General features: G+C 63.5%; 19 protein-coding genes. 9 read left to right on the top strand and 10 right to left on the bottom strand.

Translation table 11 applies throughout. The features are described from left to right. Positions 1–40 precede the first annotated feature (40 nt). Genes V9L18_RS19135 through V9L18_RS19115 form a run of 5 tightly spaced genes read right to left on the bottom strand, consistent with a single transcriptional unit; the run spans position 41 to position 4,567 of the window. On the bottom strand, positions 41–820 hold the full coding sequence (locus tag V9L18_RS19135) for a DUF1932 domain-containing protein (protein WP_337348739.1): 780 nt from the start codon (positions 818–820) through the stop codon (positions 41–43). Between the two features lie 22 nt (positions 821–842). After that, positions 843–1,472 (bottom strand): methyltransferase, encoded by a 630-nt coding sequence (locus tag V9L18_RS19130; protein WP_337348738.1) that lies wholly within the window; start codon positions 1,470–1,472, stop codon positions 843–845. 28 nt (positions 1,473–1,500) lie between these two features. Continuing rightward, positions 1,501–2,505, bottom strand: coding sequence for a tripartite tricarboxylate transporter substrate binding protein (locus tag V9L18_RS19125; RefSeq protein ID WP_337348737.1), 1,005 nt, complete (start codon positions 2,503–2,505; stop codon positions 1,501–1,503). Between the two features lie 53 nt (positions 2,506–2,558). Next, on the bottom strand, positions 2,559–4,061 hold the full coding sequence (locus V9L18_RS19120) for a tripartite tricarboxylate transporter permease (protein WP_337348736.1): 1,503 nt from the start codon (positions 4,059–4,061) through the stop codon (positions 2,559–2,561). A gap of 2 nt (positions 4,062–4,063) precedes the next feature. Then, positions 4,064–4,567, bottom strand: coding sequence for a tripartite tricarboxylate transporter TctB family protein (locus tag V9L18_RS19115; protein ID WP_337348735.1), 504 nt, complete (start codon positions 4,565–4,567; stop codon positions 4,064–4,066). A gap of 118 nt (positions 4,568–4,685) precedes the next feature. Between V9L18_RS19115 and V9L18_RS19110 the strand changes: the two genes are divergently transcribed. Next, entirely contained in the window at positions 4,686–5,489 is an 804-nt protein-coding gene (locus V9L18_RS19110) for an IclR family transcriptional regulator (RefSeq protein WP_443197975.1), read from the top strand. A 32-nt stretch (positions 5,490–5,521) separates the two neighbouring features. Here V9L18_RS19110 and V9L18_RS19105 read toward each other — a convergent pair whose 3' ends face one another. The 3 genes from V9L18_RS19105 to V9L18_RS19095 all read right to left on the bottom strand — a co-directional run bounded on the left by V9L18_RS19105 (position 5,522) and on the right by V9L18_RS19095 (position 8,188). After that, positions 5,522–6,133, bottom strand: a complete 612-nt coding sequence (locus V9L18_RS19105; protein ID WP_337348734.1) for a TetR/AcrR family transcriptional regulator — start codon at positions 6,131–6,133, stop codon at positions 5,522–5,524. Between the two features lie 121 nt (positions 6,134–6,254). Next, positions 6,255–7,121 carry an alpha/beta fold hydrolase gene (locus tag V9L18_RS19100; protein ID WP_337348733.1) on the bottom strand — a complete coding sequence of 289 codons (867 nt, stop codon included), beginning with the start codon at positions 7,119–7,121 and terminating at the stop codon, positions 6,255–6,257. A 71-nt stretch (positions 7,122–7,192) separates the two neighbouring features. Then, on the bottom strand, positions 7,193–8,188 hold the full coding sequence (locus tag V9L18_RS19095; protein ID WP_337348732.1) for an NADP-dependent oxidoreductase: 996 nt from the start codon (positions 8,186–8,188) through the stop codon (positions 7,193–7,195). A gap of 183 nt (positions 8,189–8,371) precedes the next feature. On the opposite strand from V9L18_RS19095, the gene V9L18_RS19090 reads away from it, so the two are divergent. From V9L18_RS19090 to V9L18_RS19065, 6 genes are all read left to right on the top strand, one after another. Beyond that, positions 8,372–9,808 carry a glycoside hydrolase gene (locus V9L18_RS19090; RefSeq protein WP_337348731.1) on the top strand — a complete coding sequence of 479 codons (1,437 nt, stop codon included), beginning with the start codon at positions 8,372–8,374 and terminating at the stop codon, positions 9,806–9,808. 39 nt (positions 9,809–9,847) lie between these two features. Further along, positions 9,848–11,179 (top strand): ABC transporter substrate-binding protein, encoded by a 1,332-nt coding sequence (locus tag V9L18_RS19085; protein ID WP_337348730.1) that lies wholly within the window; start codon positions 9,848–9,850, stop codon positions 11,177–11,179. A gap of 43 nt (positions 11,180–11,222) precedes the next feature. Next, positions 11,223–12,104 (top strand): carbohydrate ABC transporter permease, encoded by an 882-nt coding sequence (locus V9L18_RS19080; protein ID WP_337348729.1) that lies wholly within the window; start codon positions 11,223–11,225, stop codon positions 12,102–12,104. Beyond that, positions 12,101–13,006, top strand: coding sequence for a carbohydrate ABC transporter permease (locus tag V9L18_RS19075; RefSeq protein WP_337348728.1), 906 nt, complete (start codon positions 12,101–12,103; stop codon positions 13,004–13,006). The genes V9L18_RS19080 and V9L18_RS19075 overlap by 4 nt, the downstream gene beginning before the upstream one ends. Positions 13,007–13,035: 29 nt before the next feature. After that, complete coding sequence (locus tag V9L18_RS19070) at positions 13,036–14,112, top strand: LacI family DNA-binding transcriptional regulator (protein ID WP_337348727.1); 1,077 nt, start codon at positions 13,036–13,038, stop codon at positions 14,110–14,112. 84 nt (positions 14,113–14,196) lie between these two features. Then, on the top strand, positions 14,197–14,505 hold the full coding sequence (locus V9L18_RS19065; protein WP_337348726.1) for a hypothetical protein: 309 nt from the start codon (positions 14,197–14,199) through the stop codon (positions 14,503–14,505). A gap of 87 nt (positions 14,506–14,592) precedes the next feature. Here V9L18_RS19065 and V9L18_RS19060 read toward each other — a convergent pair whose 3' ends face one another. Next, on the bottom strand, positions 14,593–14,976 hold the full coding sequence (locus V9L18_RS19060) for a MarR family winged helix-turn-helix transcriptional regulator (RefSeq protein ID WP_337348725.1): 384 nt from the start codon (positions 14,974–14,976) through the stop codon (positions 14,593–14,595). 85 nt (positions 14,977–15,061) lie between these two features. On the opposite strand from V9L18_RS19060, the gene V9L18_RS19055 reads away from it, so the two are divergent. Further along, on the top strand, positions 15,062–16,585 hold the full coding sequence (locus tag V9L18_RS19055) for an MFS transporter (protein ID WP_337348724.1): 1,524 nt from the start codon (positions 15,062–15,064) through the stop codon (positions 16,583–16,585). Positions 16,586–16,594: 9 nt separating this feature from the next. Then, positions 16,595–16,948, top strand: coding sequence for a VOC family protein (locus V9L18_RS19050; RefSeq protein WP_337348723.1), 354 nt, complete (start codon positions 16,595–16,597; stop codon positions 16,946–16,948). Between the two features lie 158 nt (positions 16,949–17,106). On the opposite strand, the gene V9L18_RS19045 is transcribed toward V9L18_RS19050, so the two are convergent. Beyond that, positions 17,107–18,861 (bottom strand): thiamine pyrophosphate-dependent enzyme, encoded by a 1,755-nt coding sequence (locus V9L18_RS19045; protein ID WP_337348722.1) that lies wholly within the window; start codon positions 18,859–18,861, stop codon positions 17,107–17,109. Positions 18,862–19,022: the final 161 nt, after the last annotated feature.

The following is a 19,022-nucleotide window of genomic DNA, read 5'->3' as shown; positions in this document are numbered from 1 at the left end:
GGTTAACTGATCCCGTTCATGATTCTGCCTCACGAGCGGGTCAGCGCAAGGCCGGTGCCGTCTCCTGAGCCATGCGGCTGAGGGCGGCGGCAGAAGCAGTGGTCATCTCTGCAGGCACGCCGAGGTCCGTAAGGTAGCTGGCGGTGTCCTGCATTTCCTTGGAGCGACGCAGGGCATGCTTTGCCGTGCCGGTGAGGAACCTGTCGATGATCGCCTGGCCGTCGCCGGCCAACTGGCCCGCAATCTGGGCGCGGATCCAGTCTTCGAGGCCTGCCGCCCGGCCCGCGGTGACGGCTTCGACGACCACGGAGATCATGCCTTTCATGAGGACGCTGCGAAGGAGCTTGTGGGCCATGGCTGCACCAGGCTCCCCTTCGGCAACTTCAATTTCCACGCCGAGCGGGGTGAGAAGTTCGGCGACGGCACGGGAGCCGGGTCCGCTGACCATCAGGGGTGTCTTTTCTCCCAGCGCAGACACCGGTCCGAGGATGGCGACGTCGGCGAAGTCGGCTTTGCTGGGAAGCTGCCCGAGTTCGCGCATGACGCTCGGGGACGACGAGGTGAAGTCCGCGTAGCAGCTTCCCGCTCCCAGGACCGGCAGGCACTCCTGGGCTACGCTCCGCGCCGCGGCAGCTCCCGTCATGACGATTACGATGTCCGCTCCGGCGCAGGCTTCGGCGGCGGTGGCTGCCCGGGTGACGCCGGCTGGTGTGGACGGGGCCACCGGATCAAACCCGGTGACCTGATGGCCCGCGGCGGTGAGGGCCGCCGCGTAGGTGGCTCCGGCTTCGCCGAGGCCGATGACGGTGCACGCTGTCATGAGCTTCTCAGTCTTTCTGTAGTTATTTGCGGGCCGCGACGATGGCGGCCCGCCGGTTGGTTTCGTCGGCGAAGACTGCTTCCCCGGCGTCGGCCACCGCTGCTGCCTGTTCGCGGGGAATGACGACGACGCCGTCGGAGTCGCCGATAATGACGTCGCCTGGCAGGACGGGTACACCGCCGAAGGAGATGGGCGAGCCAAGCCGGAAGGGCCCGTTCTTGTAGGGGCCGGCAGGGGTTGTGGCCCGGGCAAAGACCGGCATCCCGATTTCGCCAAGCGCTTCGGCGTCGCGGGCTGCCCCATCGAGCGCGAAGCCGGCGATGCCGAGGTTGATCGCCCGCTCACCGATGAGCTCCCCGAGGAGGGCACGGGACTCGTCACCGCCACCCGCAACCACAATCACGTCTCCGGGGCGGGCGTGCTCCAGCGCCTGGTGGATGCCCTGGTTGTCGCCGGGACGTGTCCAGACCGTGAACGCTGGTCCGGCAAGCTGGGCACCTGGCCAGATGGCCTGGATCGCTGAGTGTGCCACGCCGAGGCGGTCTACCGCATCGCCGATGTTGGCTGCCGGGAGCTTGGCGAGGCGTTCCACGACATCCCTGTCGGGGCGGGGAAAGTCAGCGGCGATGGCGTCAATTGCTGGAGTTGTCATTATGGGCCTTTGCGTCTGTGTGTTGGAGTTAGTCGGTTTTCTGGACCAGCGGGAGAACCTTCTTGAAGTCGTCCTCCTGCCCGGCCCAGAACTGCTTGTAGTCAGCGCCGGAAAGGTAGCTGGTCTGCAGGCCGAGGTCGTTCATCTTCTGCACCACGGACGGGTCTTCAATGGCCTTCTGGATGGCGGCTTCCAGCTTCTTGGCCACGTCTTCGGGAAGGCCGGCCGGGGCGGAGTAGCCGCGGGCAGTTCCGGCCTCGACTTCGTAGCCTGATTCCTTGAAGGTCGGAACGTCGGGCAGCGACGGGGAGCGCTCCGAGGTCATAACACCGAGGACGCGTGCTTTGCCCTGTTTGGTCAGGTCGGTGACGTCGCTGACGTTGGCCACAAGGATGTCCACGTGCTTGCCGAGGAACGCGGTGGTGGCCTGCGATGCGCCTTCGGAGAAGTGGACCGGCGCGAACTCGGCGCCGGTGGTTTCCTGGATCTGCGCCAGGGCGAAGTGTTCGCCGGTCTGCAACCCTGTGGTGCTGGCGGTCATGGACTTCGGGTCCGCCTTGGCGGCGTCGAGGAGGTCCTTCAGCGTCTTGTAGGGGCTGTCAGGCTGAACGGCGATGACGGCGGGGTCGATGACCTGCCGGCCGAGCGGCTGGAAACTGTCGCGGGTGTACTTGGCACCCCGGGCGGGATCCAGCGGCGAGACCACGACAGACGGGGAACCGGTGGCGCCGATGGTGTATCCGTCAGGCTTGGCGCTGGTCAGCTGCGTGTAGCCGATCTGTCCGCCGGCACCTGGCTTGTTGATGACCTCGACGTTGGTGCCGAGCTCCTTTTCCAGGATGGGCTGGATGAGCCGTGCAGCGGTGTCCACCGCCCCGCCGGAGGAAAAAGCGACGACGAGATCGATTGACTTGCCCTTCTTCGGGAAGTCGTTGCCTGCGGCGTTGGTGGCCCCGGCGTTGGCGCCGCAGCCGGTAAGGGCGATGAGGGTTGCTGCTGCGAGCGCAGCGGCGATACGTGAACGGTTATTCATGGTTCTTCTCCTTTGAAGGGGTGCTTGAGGCAGTGTGTGTAGCTGGGTGGGGTTTAGGTTTCGGGGTCTTCGTTCAGTGCCTTTGGCTTGCGGAGCTTGAGCAGTGGGCTGAAGACGATCAGGATGCCGAGGCCGATCAGGACCGCGGAGATGGGGCGGCTGGTGAAGATGCCGAAGTCGCCTTGGGAGATTTCGAGGGATTCCCGCAGTGAGCGCTCCATGAGGGGACCCAGGACCAGGGTCAGCACCATGGGTGCCAGCGGGATTTCCAGGTGGCGGAGGGCCAGGCCGAGGAGACCGAAGCCGATCATCACGAAGACGTCGAAGACGCTGAAGTTGATGGTGTAGGCGCCAATGACCATGAACAGCAGGATGAGGGCGGTCAGGATCGTCGACGGTACGCGGAGGATGGAGACCCACAGTCCCACGAGCGGGACGTTCAGCAGCAACAGGATCAGGTTTCCGATGAACAGGCTGGCGATGATTGCCCAGGCGATTTCGGAGTTCTCAGTGAACAGGGTCGGGCCGGGAGTAAGTCCCTGCTGGAGGAACGCTCCCATCAGGACGGCGATGGTGGGGGACGCCGGGATGCCGAGCGTAAACAGCGGGATCAGTGCGGCGTTGGCGTGGGAGTTGTTGGCTGTTTCGGGGCCTGCAACGCCTTCGATGGCGCCCTTGCCCAGCTCGTTGCGGTGGCGGGAGAACTTCTTTTCCGCACCGTAGGCCAGCAGGGAGGACACGGAGCCGGTCATGCCGGGGATGAGTCCAAGGCCGAAACCGATGCCGGTTCCACGGGCCATGGCCGGTGCGCTCCGGCGCCATTCCTTGCCGGTGGGGAGCAGTGAGCGAAGGTTCGGGGCGTGCACCCTGGCAGCCGCCGTGTCCTTGCGGTGGGAAAGAAGTTCCGAGAGTCCGAAGACGCCGACGATCACGGCGACGAAGCTGACGCCGTCCAGGAGCCGGTCCATGCCGAACGTGAACCGCGGGGCGCCGGCCACCGGGTCGATGCCGACCATGGCGATCAGCAGGCCCAGCGCGCCGGAGATGACTGCCTTGACCATGGACTTTCCGGCGAGGGCGACGAGCAGGGATATGCCAACGACCATCAGGGCGAAGAATTCCGGCGGTCCGACGAGCAGGCCCAGTTCCCCGAGGGGTTTGGCGGCTGCAACCAGGCCGATGGTCGCTATCGTCCCTCCGACAAAGGATCCGACGGCGGCGATAGTCAGGGCTGCCCCGGCTTTGCCGATTTTCGTCATGGCGTAGCCGTCGATCGTGGTGATGGCTGACGCGGCTTCCCCGGGAGTGTTCAGCAGGACGCTGGTGATGGTTCCCCCGTATGCGGTGCCGTAGAAAATGGCACACAGCATGATGATCGCGCCGGTCGCGTCCAGGTTCAGGGTCAGGGGGATCAGCAGGGCGACGCCGGCGACGGGGCCGATGCCGGGCAGGACGCCGATGATGGTGCCCAGGAGGCAGCCCAGGAAGGCGAAGAGCAGGTTCTGCCAGGTCATGGCGGCGGCAAAGCCGCCCATAAGTTCGTTGAGTGTATCCACGTCTAGAGTCCGATCGTGTTCAGCAGGGGAAAGGCCGAGACCGGCAGTGCCACGTTCAGGCCGTAGTTGAAGGCGTAGTAAGCACCGGCGCTTCCGGCGAGTGCCGTGATCAGTGATGAGATCCAGGTCCGGCGGCCGCGCAGCTTCAGGTGGTACATGAGGAACAGGAACATGCTCAGCTGGAAGCCGATCAGGTCCATCACGGCCGCGAGGACGGTGAGGCTTAGGACGACTGCGATCACGAGTCCACGGTCAACGCCTTCCACAGCGTCGCTGGGGCGCCGCAGCTCCTGAACGAGCCAGACCACCGCCATCGCCGCGAGGACCGCCCCCATTGCGAAGGGGAAAAGGCCAGGTCCTGGCCCAAGCGAGGTCCAGAGGCCGAGATCGATGGAACTGACCAGCACGTAGACGCCGACGGCGGCAAAAGCGGCGATACCCACCAGCACTGAGCGAGCCACCCGGGCGGCGCTCTTGGGTTTCGTCATGAGTGACTCCGTTGTCATCGGTTCCTTCTAACTGTCCGGCGTTCATTTCATACAATGAAACTATATTGCGTACAGAGAAATAGTGACAGGAGACACAGATGCTGTCAAGCGCAAGGGAGTTACATACAATGAAAGGATGACGACGGTGACTTCCACGCATTCGGGCAACTCCGCTGAGGACGGCCCGAAGGCATCGAACATGCGGTCCCTCTCCCGGGCCCTGGAAGTCTTCGCTGAACTTCAGCGGGCGGAGCGCCCGCAGCGGCTCAGTGACCTGGCCAGGACGTGTGGCATGAGCCTGCCCACCACCTTGCGGATCCTGCGGGTGCTTCAGGACTTCGGCATGGTCAGCCAGACGGACAAGTCCTACCGGATCGGGCCCGCCGTCCTGCCTGCAGCCCGGAGCTTCCTGGAAAACGACCCCCTCGTCGTCTCGGCCCGCCCCGTCCTACAGCAGGTGGCCTCACAAACAGGGCTGACAGCATCCCTGTACACACGGTTGGGGTTCGAGCGAATACTGGTTGCACGGGTCGACGGCGAAGCCCCCCTCCGCTACGATCTCCCCTTGGGCAAGCGGCTGCCGCTCACGCTGGGGGCAGCAGGCAAGATCCTGCTCGCCTCAGCAACCGAAGAGGAACTTCAGCAGGTAGTGGCCGCGGCAATCGCGTCCGGCAATGAGGATGCGGCCTTAACAGTCGAGGCGCTAAGGTCCCGGCTGCCCGGCCCCACCGCGGAATACGCGTACTCGGCCGATGAGCGGGCCACGGGGGTCCTGTCGGTGGCCGTGGCTATCCCGAACAGGGTGGGCCGCCCCACTGAATCCATTTCGCTGACGAGTCCTGTGGAGGCCGCCAGCGAAGCGACCCTGAAAGCGGGCGTGCCGGAACTCCGGCGCGCGGCGGGCAGGCTCTCCGAGCTGCTCGAGGGCTCGGTCTACTAACGAGGCTGCGTTTTGTCCGCCAGCGTAGCTGCTTAGGCCCCTCCTGGACTCAGGAGGACCTCGGCCTGGTTCCTGATGTCCTGCACAAGGTCATCGACGGTGCGGTCGATGTTGGCGGCGACTGCCATGCTGACAAACATAATGGCGGAGACGATGTGCGCCCGCGCCGTCGCCTGGGTTTCGGTGACCCTCTCATCGCGCAGCAGGATCGCGACGATAGCTTGCTCAGTTTGCACCGAGAGGGCAAGTGCGTCCCGGTGGTGAGGTTCTTCGGGGTCTCCGAACACCATTTCCCGAAGGTAGGTCCGCCCGTTATCGACCTGTGCGCGGTTGCATTCCACGACCGGCCGCACAATGGCCATCACCGCATCAAGCACATCCGGTAGCTTCTCCGCCGCCGCCCGGCCGCGAGCAAGTGCATCAGCATAACCGGAATTCTGGACGAGGAGGAGCAACTCGCCCTTGGTCTTGGCATAGAGGAACAGCGTGCCGGTACCGATGTCAGCTTTGTCGGCGATCTGCTGGGTGGTGACTTCGTCGACGCCATGAACTGAGAAGAGCTCTCTCGCGGCAGCGGTGATGCGGTCAAGCTTCTCCTGCTTATTGCGTTCGCGCCGACCGACGGACTTGGATGCGAGCGACATGGCTACCTTCCGGGAACAAATCTGACTGGACTCAGTTGCGAACACCGTCACTAGTGCTGCTGCTCAGATACTGCTCTCATCTTCGCATGGCATCTGAAGACGGCTCCGTCGCAACGATAGATCAGCGGGCGAGGAACTCTGCCGCTACCGGTGCGAACTTGTCGTGGAACTGGAAGATACCTCCGTGGCCTGAACCGGGGTAGATGATCAATTCGGAGCCGTTGATGCGTCGGTGCAGGTCCTCGGAGAGGACCGATGGCACCATCCGGTCATTGTCCCCGTTGGCGATCAGGGTGGGATGGGTGATCTTCGAAAGGTCTGCCGGCGCCCCCCGCCCCCACTTCTTGATGGCCTCCAGCTGAGTCTGGAATGCCCTGACTTTGATCGGGAGATCGCGGTCGGCGGTGCGCTCCTCCAGTCGCGCCAGGAATTCCTTCGCGGCCCGCTTGCCCGCTGCGTCGCGGTTGAAGAACAGGAACTCCTTGGGGTCGGACCGGGTAAGGGCGGCGCGGATGATGTCGTAGTAGGTGGTCCCGACTACCTTGTCCATGTCCTTGCCGCCCTTAGGACCGGTGCCGGTGAGGACAAGCTTGCGCACGAGGTCCGCGTGCTTGAGCACCAGGGCCTGGGCAATCATGCCGCCGAGTGAGAAGGAGAAGATGTCGATTTTCCCAAATCCGAGCGCCTCGATGAAGTTGTAGGCATCATCCGCCATCGCCTCGATACTGTCGGGCACCTGGCCCGAGGAGGCGCCCACACCCTGGTTATCGAAGGTGACCACATGGTGGTTCTTCGCAATGGCGTCCACGATGCGTGGATCCCAGTTATCCAGGGTTGCCGCTAGGTGGACGAAGAAGACGACGGGGATGCCGCCCTTGGGCCCAAGCTCCCGGTAGGCGTAATTGACGCCGCCGGCTCTGATGATGCGGGACGGCGCTTTGGCGTAGGACGTGATGACGGGTTCGTTCAAGGTGTCGTGCCTGATCATGATGCTTCTCCTATGTTGTGTTGTTGCTCATCTGGCGAAGCAGAGGATGGTTCCGCTGCCCGGTTTTCTGCTCAGGGGATGCTGATGACGGCCTTGCCGCGAATGCCGCCCTTTTCCAGGCCGTGGACAGCCTGGACGGTCTGGTCGAAGGGGAAAACCCGTCCAACAATGGGGCGCAGCGCTCCAGTGTCGATGAGGGCTGTGATCTGGCGCAACTGGTCGCCGCTGGCGCGCATGAACAGGAATTCGTAGCTGACGCCCAGATTCCGGGCTTGGCGTCGGATGCCTGCACTCAGGCCCCTGACGGCCAGGCGCATAACTGGATTCAGGCCGGCTTCGCGGGCAAAAGCCGGGTCTGGAGGTCCAACAATCCCGATGGCTTTGCCGCCGGGCTTGAGCACGCGCAGGGACTTTTCGAGGTTTTTGCCGCCGAGACTGTCCAGCACCAAGTCGTAGCCGCTCAGGAGCTGTTCGAAGTCTTGGCTGCGGTAGTCAACGACGGTGTCGGCGCCGAGCTCGCGCACGAAATCGATATTCGAGGCACTTGCTGTGGTTGCCACGGTTGCGCCGAGGTGCTTGGCGAGTTGGATGGCAATCGATCCGACGCCCCCGGCGCCGGCGTGGATGAGGACCTTCTGGCCGGGCCTCACGTTGCCTCGCTCGACGAGCGCCTGCCACGCGGTCAGTGCGACCAGTGGAAGCGAGCCCGCCTCCTCCATGCTGACCGATGCCGGCTTAAGAGCCAGATCGGCCTCCGCAACGGCGATTCGCTCCGCGAACGTGCCGATGCGGTCCTGGGCCGGACGTCCGTAAACCTCGTCGCCAACCTTGAAAGAGCGAACTTTCGAACCGACACGGATGACGGTTCCGGCAACATCGTTTCCGGCGATCAAAGGAAGCCGGTACGGCAGGATCAGCTTGAACTCGCCCGCCCGGATCTTCTCATCAAGGACATTGAGACCCGCGGCCTGCACCTTCAACAGCACATCCTGCTCCCCCACGGTGGGCTCCGGGACATCCGCCTCCTGCAGCGGAGCCTTGTACTTCTTGACGACGAACGCTCTCATGCTTCCTGCTCCTTGCTGGCTTAGATAACTGAATACACTCAATTATGAGTGCGCTCAGCTTTCCTGTCAAGAGCCACCATTTATAGGCCGCCGGATAAAGTTTGCTAAAACGCTTGATCATGTGAGCCAGCACACTTATGCTGATGGTGATTAAACGCTTTAGCAGATTGGACATCAGAGCCGATGAATCGCTCAGTTTTTTTCAAACCCGCCGACGGCTGGGTGGGAGACCTCATCCCCTTCGAGAAGGACGGGGAGTTCTGGCTCTTCTACCTGCACGAGGTCCGCGCAGACCCGAAGCCGGGAACCTCCTGGAACCTGGTCACCACCAAAGACCTCACCCAGTTTGAGGACCAGGGCGTCTCACTCCAACACGGAAGCGAAACGGACCCGGACTTCAACGCCTACACGGGCAGTGTCGTCGTCGACGCGGACGGCATCCACCGTTTGTTCTACACGGGTCAGAATCCGCGCAACCTTGGACCGGACGGCGCGCCTCTTCAGCTCGTGATGCAAGCCACGAGCACCGATGGCATGCAGACGTGGGTGAAGCACCCGGAACTGACCTTCGGTGCCCCGGACGGCTACGAGTCCGGCGACTGGCGGGACCCCTTCGTCTTCCGGGACGAGGCCGCAGGCCAGTGGCGGATGCTTTTGGCTGCCCGGCACTCCGCGGGCCCCGAACGCCGTCGGGGTGTCATTGCCCAGTGCGTCTCCGACGACCTGCTGACGTGGCAGCACACTGAACCGTTCTGGGACCCCCGGCGCTACATCACCCATGAATGCCCGGACGTCTTCGCGTGGGGCGACTGGTGGTACATGGTCTACTCGGAGTTCTCCGAATCATTCACCACCCGCTACCGCATGGCCAAAAGCCCCGACGGCCCATGGACAGTACCAAACCTGGACTCGGTGGACGGCCGTGCGTTCTATGCATCCAAGACCGCGGAGCGCGATGGACGCCGTTTCTTCTTCGGCTGGATCGCCAGCAAGGAAGGCAATTCCGACGACGGGCCCTGGCAGTGGGCCGGCACCATGTCGGTCCTGGAAGCCCGGCAAAACACCGACGGAACGCTGGGATTCGGCTTCACCGACGAACTCGTGGACAGCTTCTGGGATGACGTGCCGGTATCGCTAAACAAGGAACTGCCCGCACGGCTGGAGGCGCCGGACGGATATGCCGCCACCATCACCGACGAAGTACTGCCCGCTCAGTTCTACGCCACGGCGGTACTGGACATCGAACCCGGCACCACCGAATGCGGGCTATTGCTGCGCTCAAGCCAGGACGGGGACCAATCCTACGTTCTCCGCCTTGAACCGAAGCGCGGCCGCATGGTGTTCGACCGGTGGCCCCGGAAAGTCACCGGCGACGCGCAATGGCATGTCTCCGGGGACGTTCCGTTCGAGATCGAACTCGAACGTGCCTGCGACCTGGCTCCCGGTGAACACACCCTCGAACTCATCGTGGAGGGGGACCTGTGCGTAGCCGTCCTGGACCGTCAGGTGGCCCTCAGCACCAGGATCTACGACCTCCCGGCGGGACGGATCGGCGTCTTCACCGGCGAAGGGTCCGCCACCCTTACCGACCTTCACATACGCAAGCGCACAGACAACTAAACACCCGCACTGCTTTCACCCGAATCAAAGGAGATTTTTATGAAAAAGCTATTCACGGCCGCCGTGGCTGCTGCCGCTGCCATCGCCCTCGCAGGATGCGGCGGCGGAGGAACCACTGACCCTTCCAACGTCAGTCCCACCGGAGAGGTCAAGCCACGGGAAATCTCGTGGTTGCTCTCCCGGCCAGCCGACGGCGCCGTCATCAACATCATGAAGAAGCTCGCCGAGGACTACGCCCAGGACCACCCGGGCTTCGCGCTCAACCTGATCACTACCCCGGACCGGCCCTCCTACATCCAGAAACTCGAGACCCTCGCCGCCGCGAACAAGCTTCCCGAACTCTTCGACACCGACGCCACTCCCTTCGCCCAGCAGTTGGCGAAGCAAGGCAAAATGGTCGACGCCGAAAAGCTGCTCAAGTCCCTGGACGTCTATGACGACTACCGGCCCAGCGCACTGGATTACCAGCGTTTCGACGACGGGTCCCTGCACATGATCCCGTTCCAGTTCGAGCTGGAATTCATTTGGTACAACAAGGCACTCCTGCAGAAGGCCGGCGTGTCTGCTCCGAAGTCACTCGATGACATCCCCGCCATGTGCACGGCCCTGCGCGAAGCCGGCATCACCCCCATCGCCATCGACGGCCAGGACCAGTGGCCGCTGGAAAGGTATGTTGCCTACCAGCCGTTCCGTGAAGCCGGGCCGGAGTTCATCCAGAAGCTCAAGAAGGGCGAAGCCAAATTTACCGACCCGGCAGGCCAAAAGACCGTCGAATGGCTGGCTGCGCTTGGCAAGGCCAAGTGCTTCCAGGACGGCTTCTCCTCCCAGGGGTACTCCGATGCACAGAACCAGTTCACTTCAGGCCAGGCCGCGATGTACAACATCGGTACCTGGGAGCTGCCAAGCCTGGCAACTGACAAGCTGAATCCTGCCGTCCGCGATGACATCGATTTCTTCACCCTGCCAACCACCGACGGATCCGTCACCGCGGCAAACGAGTTCGTCTCGCCGTCGGGCATTGGAATGGCGGTCAACGCCAAGACGTACGACCCGCTCGTGAGCGACTTCCTGAAGTTTGCCCTGGCGAAGTACCCGTCCGAGTACGCAGCCACCGGTGCGCTTTCTCCGACCACCAACGTTGAGACCGCCGTTCCGGCGAACGCAACCCCGCTGTACAAGAAGGCCCTGGAGATGGCCAACGACCTCGGGGACAAGCAGGCCATGCCATGGGACACCCAGCTCGACCCGACCACCAACGGCAGGCTGCAGCAGGAGCTCGTCCTCCTCGTCCAGGGCAACATCACCCCCGAACAGTTCACCAGCACGATGGACAGCACCATCGCGCAGAACGCCCCGAAGTTCTTCAAGTAATCACAGCGGTGGGGGCTTCGGCCCCCACCCGAAAGGCCCAGCCATGCTTCCCAACAGGTCACGACTCTCAGTCCTGGTCTTCCTGCTCCCACCCCTGCTGCTGTACGGCGTCGCCGTACTGTTCCCCATCCTGCAGTCGCTTTTCCTGAGCTTCTTTTCCTGGAACGGCATCAGCGATATGGAGTTCGTGGGGCTCGAAAACTACGTCCGGATGCTCACCGCAGACGACATCTTCTGGCGCTCCTTCTTCAACGCCCTCGGTTATCTCGCCATCTGCCTCGTCCTGCAGCTCGGTGGCGCGCTGCTTGTCGCTAGCCTCCTCACGTCGATGCGACGCGGCCGCGAGCTGATCAAAACGCTCTATCTCCTGCCGGCGGTGATCTCCACGGTGGCCATCGCGTTCCTCTTCGTGCGGATCTACTCGATCGAACCGGTGGGCCTCCTCAACCAGCTCCTGAACTGGATCGGCCTCGGCGCCCTTGAACGCCCCTGGCTCTCGGACATCAACACCGTGCTCGCTGCCGTGTCAGCCCCTGAGGGCTGGCGGTTCACCGGACTCTACATGCTCATCATCTATGCGGCCCTGCTGTCCGTCCCGCAGGAACTTGAGGAAGCCGCCCGCCTGGACGGCGCCTCCCGGTGGCAGCTCTTCACCAAGATCCGCTTCCCCCACATCATGCCCGTCTGGATCACCACCACGATCATGGCGACGACCTACGGCCTGCGCGGATTCGATATCCCGTACCTCATGACCAACGGCGGCCCCGGACAGTCCTCGGAGCTGCTGACCACATACATGTACAAGACGGCATTCACCAGTACCGACTTCGGCTACGCAAGTACCATCGCCGTCTTCATCGTCATCGAGTGCCTGGTGGCCGTCGGACTCATCCTCTTCATGCTCAAACGAAAGGCGGACGCATGACCGCGCCAGCAGCTCCAGTTACCCGGCCCGTGGCAGCGCCATCAGAGAGCGGGCCGCCGCTTCGCAGACGGCGGCCGCCCAGCCTCCACGGCACCCTCTCGAGGGTGATCATCGCCCTCATCGTCATCGTGCAGGTCTATCCCCTGGCCTGGCTGTTCATCACCAGCCTGCGCACCGAACACGACTTCGCGACCGGCGACCCCTTCGCGCTTCCCAAGGCAATCACGTTCGAGAACTACGCCCGCGCCTTCGAGACCGGCAACCTCGGAATGAATATCCTGAACAGTTTCATCGTCACGATGGGCGCCAACCTGCTGATCGTGCTGCTTGGCATGATGGCCGCGTACGCCCTGCAGGTCCTCGGCTTCCGGTTCAGCAAGATCGTCCGCAGCCTGTTCCTGATCGGCATCATCGTGCCGGTGCAGATCGCACTCGTGCCGCTCTTCATCGACTACTCCAGCATCAACCTGCTCGACACCTACCCCTCGATGATCATTCCCCTGGCCGGCTTCGCCCTGCCGATGTCGATCTATCTGTTTTCTTCATTCTTTGAGTACATCCCCCGGGAAACGTATGAGGCTGCGTCATTGGACGGTGCCGGGCCGTACCGCATCTTCGGGCTGATCACTCTGCCCCTTTCGCTCAACACTGTGGTGACCGTGGTGCTGGTCAACAGCATCTTCATCTGGAACGACTTCATCTTCGCCAACACGTTCGTCCTCTCCGAGGAGCTGAAGACCATCCCGCTGGGCCTGCAGAACTATATCGGCGCGATGGGCAAAACGGACTGGACGGCCACTTTCGCCGCCGTCTGCGTCACCATCACACCCCTGCTCCTGGTCTTCCTCGTCCTCAACAAGGCAATGATCCAGGGCCTGGAAAGCGGGGCGAGCAAGGGATGACAGGCCGATATACTCCTGACGGAGGGCAGATGATTTCGCAGGAGAACACTTCGGGTACGCCGTCGGCGGCTGCCCCCTTACAGCAGGCCCGCCGTGCCCAGCCCGTCACCCTGCGCCAGGTAGCCGAAGCCGCAGGCGTCTCCACAGCCACTGTTTCCCTTGTTGTGAACAAGAAAAAGGCCGCCAGGATTTCCGACGAAACCCGCAAACGGGTACGCGAGGCGATCCGTGACCTGGGCTACCGGCCCAACGCCATGGCCCAAAACCTGGTCAGCGGCAGTTCCAGGTTCATTGGACTGGTCGCCGACGCGATCGCCACCACCCCGTTCGCAGGCCAGATCATCCACGGCGCCCAGGACGAAGCCTGGAAACATGGCTACGCCCTCCTCATCGCCAACACCGAAGGCAACCGCGAGCTTGAGACCGACGCGATCGCCATGATGCTCGAGTACAAGGTCCGCGGCATCCTCTACTCCACATGGTTCCACCGGCCCACAGACGTTCCGGACTCACTCCGTGAATCGGACTTCGTGCTGGTCAACTGCTTTGCCGAAGAACCGGGCGCCCGGGCTGTGGTCCCGGACGAAGTGCAGGGCGGCCGCTCAGCCACAGAGGTCCTGCTGAAGCACGGCCACCGCCGGATCGCGTTCATCAACGCCACCATCCCCGCCCCGGCGAAGGACGGCAGGCTCCAGGGCTACAGGGAAGCGCTGGAAGCTGAAGGCATCACATTCGACGAGGACCTGGTCATGGAGGCCTACCCAGACCAGGAAGGCGGGTACGGAGCAACCGAGGCACTCCTCAAACGCGACGTCACGGCCGTGTACTGCTACAACGACCGAATGGCGATGGGGCTGTACGACGGGCTGCGCGAGCAAGGCCTCTCCATCCCCGACGACATAGCAGTGGTGGGATTCGACAACCAGGAAGTGATCGCTGCCCACCTGCGGCCTCCCCTCTCCACCGTGTCCCTCCCCCACTACGAACTGGGCGCCGCCGGAGTCAGGATGCTGCTGGGCCTGGACGAACCACAGTCCAGCGGGCCGGAGAAGATCTACTGCCCCACCGTGGAGCGAAACTCGGTGCGGGCGCTGGCGCCGGCGTAGCCAGCCGCTGGGATATGACGACGGCGAAGCGAAAGTCGGGCAGGGAATAGAGTGTGTGAGGACTGCTAAGAATTCGGGGGAATCATGCGTCTTACATCGATCATCCTGGCCACTGTGCCTTTTGTCGTACTCATCCCGTTTCTGGGATTTCTCTTCAGCCAGACTGGCCCAGAAGGTTTTGGGGCTTTCTTCCTGGTGCTCTACGCGTGCGCTTTCCTGATCGTCCTGAGCGTGATCGCAGTGGTCCTGGCCTTCCTGAAGCGCCCGGCCTCAAAACTGGACAGCCCTGCGCGGATCCTCAGCATCATTTCGGTCGCGATCCTGGCATTTCCCGGCGCGTTCGGCATCATATTCTTCATCATGTCGCTGAACCCGCCGCCACTGTCCTACTAGCCCGCCTGATTGCGGCGTATTTGCGGCTTGCGCACCGGCGGTAATTCGTCTCTTTTCGACCGGCGACTTTCGACCGGCGACGGACGCCTAGTCCTTGGCCAGGTTTTCCCTCAGCAGGGCGCGGTGTTCGACGGCGGCCTCCCGGTGGAGCGCCCGGCCGGCGTCGGTGAGTTCCAGGAACAGTGAGCGCCGATCATCTTCGCAGGAGTGGCGGGAAATGAGCCCGGCTTTATCGAGCCGGTCCACCACCTTGGACATGGCGCTCTGGGTCATGGGCGTGCGCTCACCAAGTTGCTTCATCCGGCAGGCCTCGTCGGTGTTTTCGGCCACGAGATCCAGGATTTCAAACTCTGTCAGGCCAATGCTGAACTTCGCCTCCAACGCACGCTCCAGCGCCCCGGCGGTGTGGAAGTACGTGGTCTGGATGCTGCGCCATTGCTCAACCAGCTGTTGGTCCTGCGGTTTTGCCATGCAGCGATTCTAGTTCACAGCCAATCAAAAAGTCCACGTCATAATATTCCTTGTCATTCAATGACGCGTCATATAAGTTGTAGCCATGACTTCAACCTCCACCCTTGAAAGATCAGCCGGAGACCGGCTTACAGCTGTGCGCTGGACCCGCGCACAATGGATGCTCCTCCTGGTCCTGTGCACCGTCCTGGCACTCGACGCACTGGACGTCTCCATGGTCGGCGTGGCCCTGCCCTCGATCGGCACCGAACTTCATCTCGGAACCGAATCCCTCCAGTGGATCGTCTCCGCCTATGTGCTCGGCTACGGGAGCCTGCTGCTGCTGGGCGGACGGATGGCGGACCTGCTCGGCCGCCGGCGCATCTTCCTGATTGCCCTCAGCGTCTTCGCCGCAGCATCCCTGCTCGGCGGGCTGGTGGATGACCCTGCCCTGCTGATCGCCACCCGCTTCATCAAGGGCCTGGCAGCAGCATTCACTGCCCCCGCTGCCTTCTCGATCATCACCACCAACTTCGCCGAGGGGCGCGAACGCAACCGCGCCCTGTCCATCTTCACCACGTTCGGCGCCAGCGGATTCTCCCTCGGCCTTGTTGTGGGAGGCCTCATGACCTCCCTGAGCTGGCGCTGGACCTTCCTGGTCTCCGTTCCGGTGGCAGTCGCCGTCGTGATCCTTGGCCTGAAGTACATACCGCGGGACAGAACCGCAGGCCAGGCGGTAGACGGAGAGCAACAGAGCGGGCATGACGTCTGGGGCGCCATCACGCTCGCGGCCGGCATGCTGGGCCTGGTCTACACGCTGGTAGCGGCACCGGAAAACGGCTGGGGATCTGTGGCAACTATCGCCGGATTCGCAGTCTCAGCGGCGGTGCTGGCAGCGTTCGCCGTGATCGAAAACCGCGTCAGGCACCCCCTGATCCGGTTCAGCATCCTTAAGGAAGGCTGGGTTGCCCGGGCCAACCTCAGTGCCGTGGGGCTATTCGGTTCCTACCTGAGTTTCCAGTTCATCCTGACGCTGTACCTGCAGTCCGTACTGGGATGGAGCCCTCTTGGCATGGCCCTGGCGCTGCTCCCGGCGGGCCTGCTGGTTGCCTCGAGCGCACCCTTCGCGGACCGGCTCATCGAGAGATTCGGCGCCCCGCGGCTGATCCTGACCGGACTGGCAGCGTTGACGCTCGGATACGTGCTGTTCCTTCGCGTGGGCACCTCGCCGAATTACGTGACCGATATCCTGCCGTCCGTCGTGCTGCTGGGCGTCGGCTTCGCCCTCGCCTTCCCGTCCATCAACGTCCAGGCCACCACAGGCATCCGGGATGCCGAGCAAGGCCTGGCCGCGGGCCTGATCCAGACCAGCACCCAGGTTGGTGCCGCACTGGTGCTGGCCGTTACGACGGCAATGGTGAGCGGGCACGGTAATGCGCCCGACGCCGGTGCCGCCGTTGATGCGGCCGCGATGCTGGAACAGTACCGGCCGGGCCTGATCCTGAGCGCCGCCGTGGCTGTGGCTGCCCTCCTGATTGCCGCAACGCCCAGGTTATCGCGCGGACCGAGGCGGCCGGGAGTGGAACCCGAAGGCGTCGTGCGCAATGATGTCGACGTTGTCCAGCGGTAGGCTCGGGGAATGATTGGACGCATTGATGAGGTCGTCGTGGATTGCCGGGAGCCCGCCGCACTCGCGGAGTTCTGGTCCTCGGTCCTAGGTGGCGAGCCAGTACATCGAAACGATGCGTGGTCCTTCATCGATCCCCCGGGGTGGACCCGCCTGGCCTTCCAGCGAGTGCCCGAGACCAAGCAGGGGAAGAACCGCCTCCATATTGATGTGCATGTTGACGACGTGCCGGCAGCCTCCGTCGCCGCCGAGGCTCTCGGAGCTGTCAGAGTGGGCACTATCCACGTAACTGCTGCGGGTACCTTCCAAGTGCTGCAGGATCCGGAAGGCAACGAATGGTGCGTTGTACGGTCAGCCACTGCCTGATGGGCGCACAACGAGTTGCCTCCGGGTGATCGTAGATAACTGGACGGGGAACACTGGCAGGCGCCGCAGCTGGCCGCCTGGACACTAGACCCGGGGCCAAAGAACAGCGGACGACGGCGGGATGTCCCGCCGTCGTCCGCTGTTGGCTCAGGCTGCGCTCAGTAAGCCTTGACGCGCTGTTCAACAATGAGGTGGATGAGGGCAAAGACGCCGTCCTCATCAATGGCCGCGAGGGCAGCGTCCAGTGCGGCCGGAATGTCACAGTCTTCGGTGACAGTGACCCCGAAACCGCCGAAGGCGCGGGCCATCAGGCCAAAGTCCGGGTTCTTCAGCTGGGTTCCGGACACGCGTGCGGGATAGTGCCGCTCCTGATGGGTGCGGATGGTGCCGTATTCCTGGTTGTCCATGACGATCACCAGCGGCGTGGCACCGTACTGTGCCGCGGTGGCCAGCTCCTGGCCGTTCATGAGGAACTCCCCGTCCCCGGCGATCGTGACAACACGCCGTTGGGGCTCGGCCAACGACGCCGCGATGGCTGAGGGGACCGAGTAGCCCATGGATCCGTTACGGGCGCTGATCATGGAGGCGTAGCGGCGCGTGGGGAAGTAGCGGTGGGCCCAGTTGGTGTGCTCCCCCGCACCGAAGGTCACCATCGAGTCTTCCGGCAGCCTCGGCACGAGGTTCGCCATCAGGGTGTCCATCCTCGCCTGCCCCGCCGTCGGCGTCGCCGCAGGAAGCGCGGCAAACCGCTCCTGCTCGCCGCGCATCCGCTCCGCCCACGCCTTCCACTCTTCGTTCTCCGGCAGGTCTATGCCCACAAGGTCGCGGACAAAGGCCTCGGGCTTGGCCAGGATTTGCCGCGAAACGGGCCCTGACCGGCCACGGAGCGACGGGTCCACAGTGACCAGGAAGTTCTTCTTGTTCCAGTCCTGCCGGCAGAGGAACCCGTCCGTAATCACATCGCCCGGTACCGTCCCCACAAAGACGAGCAAGTCCGTTTCCTCAAGCAGGTCGTAAGTGGGGCGGGGCCGGCCGTAGCCGATCGGGCCCACATAGGAGGGGGAATCGAAGGAGACTGTTCCCTGCGTCCGCCATTCGGCTGCAGCCGGAATGTGGTGCCGCTCCAGCCATCCGGTCAGCTGGTCCGCCGCCTCTTGCGTCCAGTCGTTGCCGCCGGTGACAAACAGCGGCTTGCGTGACTCTGCCAGCGCAGCCTTGAGGGCAGCGGCGTCGGTGCTGCTCATGCCGCCGGCCGCCACGGGGATGGCGGGGTGCAACGCCGGCTCAATCTGCTGCCGAATGATGTCCTCCGGCAAGCCCACCACTACCGGGCCGGGCCGTCCGCTCATCGCCGCAAACATCGCCTCGGCCACGATCTCGGATGCCCGCTCCGCATGGTCAAGGACCATCACGCGCTTCGCGCCGGTATCGAACCAGGCTTTGATGTCGAACTCCTGGAACGCTTCGCGGTCCCGGTGCGCGAAGGGGATCAGGCCGACGAACAACAGCATGGGAGTGGAATCCTGCCATGCGGTGTGCAGCCCCACATGTGCGTTGGCCGCGCCGGGCCCCCGGGTCACCATAGCTATGCCCGGGCGCTGGTGCATTTTCCCGTCCGCTTCGGCCATGTAGGCGGCACCGCCCTCGTGCCGGCACACGATGGTCTCAATCTCCGAGTTGTGCAGGCCGTCCAAAACATCCAGGAAGCTCTCACCGGGAACCACGTAGGTGCGTTCCACACCGTGGGCCACCAGCGAATCAACAATCACGTGCCCGGCAGATTTCAGCGCGGGGTTGGCCTCGCCTCGGGGCTCGGCCGAATGGCCCGCCTGCCGGGGGCCGTCGCTGGAAATTACGACGGCGGCAGGCTGGGTGTGGGATGCGGTCAGGGTTGCTTCGGTTTCCGTTGTCATGGGGCTTTCTTTGGCTGTTCGGACTGGTTGTTTGTTAAGGGAGGCGTTCGTCGTAGGTAAAACGGGGCTTATCTGATGGGTGTCGGGTTGGCGATGACGGGGGCGGTGCCGGTGAAGCCGTCGCGGGTTTCGGCGATTTCGCGGATGCGGTTGCGGCAGGC

The organism is Pseudarthrobacter sp. CCNWLW217, assembly GCF_037203985.1.
Classification (GTDB): Bacteria; Actinomycetota; Actinomycetes; order Actinomycetales; family Micrococcaceae; genus Arthrobacter.
The sequence above is the reverse complement of the archived record's forward strand: the minus strand, read 5'-3'. Positions and strand labels throughout refer to the sequence as shown.

Bases quoted from the DNA above. Each gene is read 5' to 3' on its own strand.
- V9L18_RS19135 (WP_337348739.1), bottom strand. From the start codon at position 820: ATGACAGCGTGCACCGTCATCGGCCTCGGCGAAGCCGGAGCCACCTAC.
- V9L18_RS19130 (WP_337348738.1), bottom strand. From the start codon at position 1,472: ATGACAACTCCAGCAATTGACGCCATCGCCGCTGACTTTCCCCGCCCC.
- V9L18_RS19125 (WP_337348737.1), bottom strand. From the start codon at position 2,505: ATGAATAACCGTTCACGTATCGCCGCTGCGCTCGCAGCAGCAACCCTC.
- V9L18_RS19115 (WP_337348735.1), bottom strand. From the start codon at position 4,567: ATGACAACGGAGTCACTCATGACGAAACCCAAGAGCGCCGCCCGGGTG.
- V9L18_RS19110 (WP_443197975.1), top strand. From the start codon at position 4,686: ATGACGACGGTGACTTCCACGCATTCGGGCAACTCCGCTGAGGACGGC.
- V9L18_RS19105 (WP_337348734.1), bottom strand. From the start codon at position 6,133: ATGTCGCTCGCATCCAAGTCCGTCGGTCGGCGCGAACGCAATAAGCAG.
- V9L18_RS19100 (WP_337348733.1), bottom strand. From the start codon at position 7,121: ATGATCAGGCACGACACCTTGAACGAACCCGTCATCACGTCCTACGCC.
- V9L18_RS19095 (WP_337348732.1), bottom strand. From the start codon at position 8,188: ATGAGAGCGTTCGTCGTCAAGAAGTACAAGGCTCCGCTGCAGGAGGCG.
- V9L18_RS19090 (WP_337348731.1), top strand. From the start codon at position 8,372: ATGAATCGCTCAGTTTTTTTCAAACCCGCCGACGGCTGGGTGGGAGAC.
- V9L18_RS19085 (WP_337348730.1), top strand. From the start codon at position 9,848: ATGAAAAAGCTATTCACGGCCGCCGTGGCTGCTGCCGCTGCCATCGCC.
- V9L18_RS19080 (WP_337348729.1), top strand. From the start codon at position 11,223: ATGCTTCCCAACAGGTCACGACTCTCAGTCCTGGTCTTCCTGCTCCCA.
- V9L18_RS19075 (WP_337348728.1), top strand. From the start codon at position 12,101: ATGACCGCGCCAGCAGCTCCAGTTACCCGGCCCGTGGCAGCGCCATCA.
- V9L18_RS19070 (WP_337348727.1), top strand. From the start codon at position 13,036: ATGATTTCGCAGGAGAACACTTCGGGTACGCCGTCGGCGGCTGCCCCC.
- V9L18_RS19065 (WP_337348726.1), top strand. From the start codon at position 14,197: ATGCGTCTTACATCGATCATCCTGGCCACTGTGCCTTTTGTCGTACTC.
- V9L18_RS19060 (WP_337348725.1), bottom strand. From the start codon at position 14,976: ATGGCAAAACCGCAGGACCAACAGCTGGTTGAGCAATGGCGCAGCATC.
- V9L18_RS19055 (WP_337348724.1), top strand. From the start codon at position 15,062: ATGACTTCAACCTCCACCCTTGAAAGATCAGCCGGAGACCGGCTTACA.
- V9L18_RS19050 (WP_337348723.1), top strand. From the start codon at position 16,595: ATGATTGGACGCATTGATGAGGTCGTCGTGGATTGCCGGGAGCCCGCC.
- V9L18_RS19045 (WP_337348722.1), bottom strand. From the start codon at position 18,861: ATGACAACGGAAACCGAAGCAACCCTGACCGCATCCCACACCCAGCCT.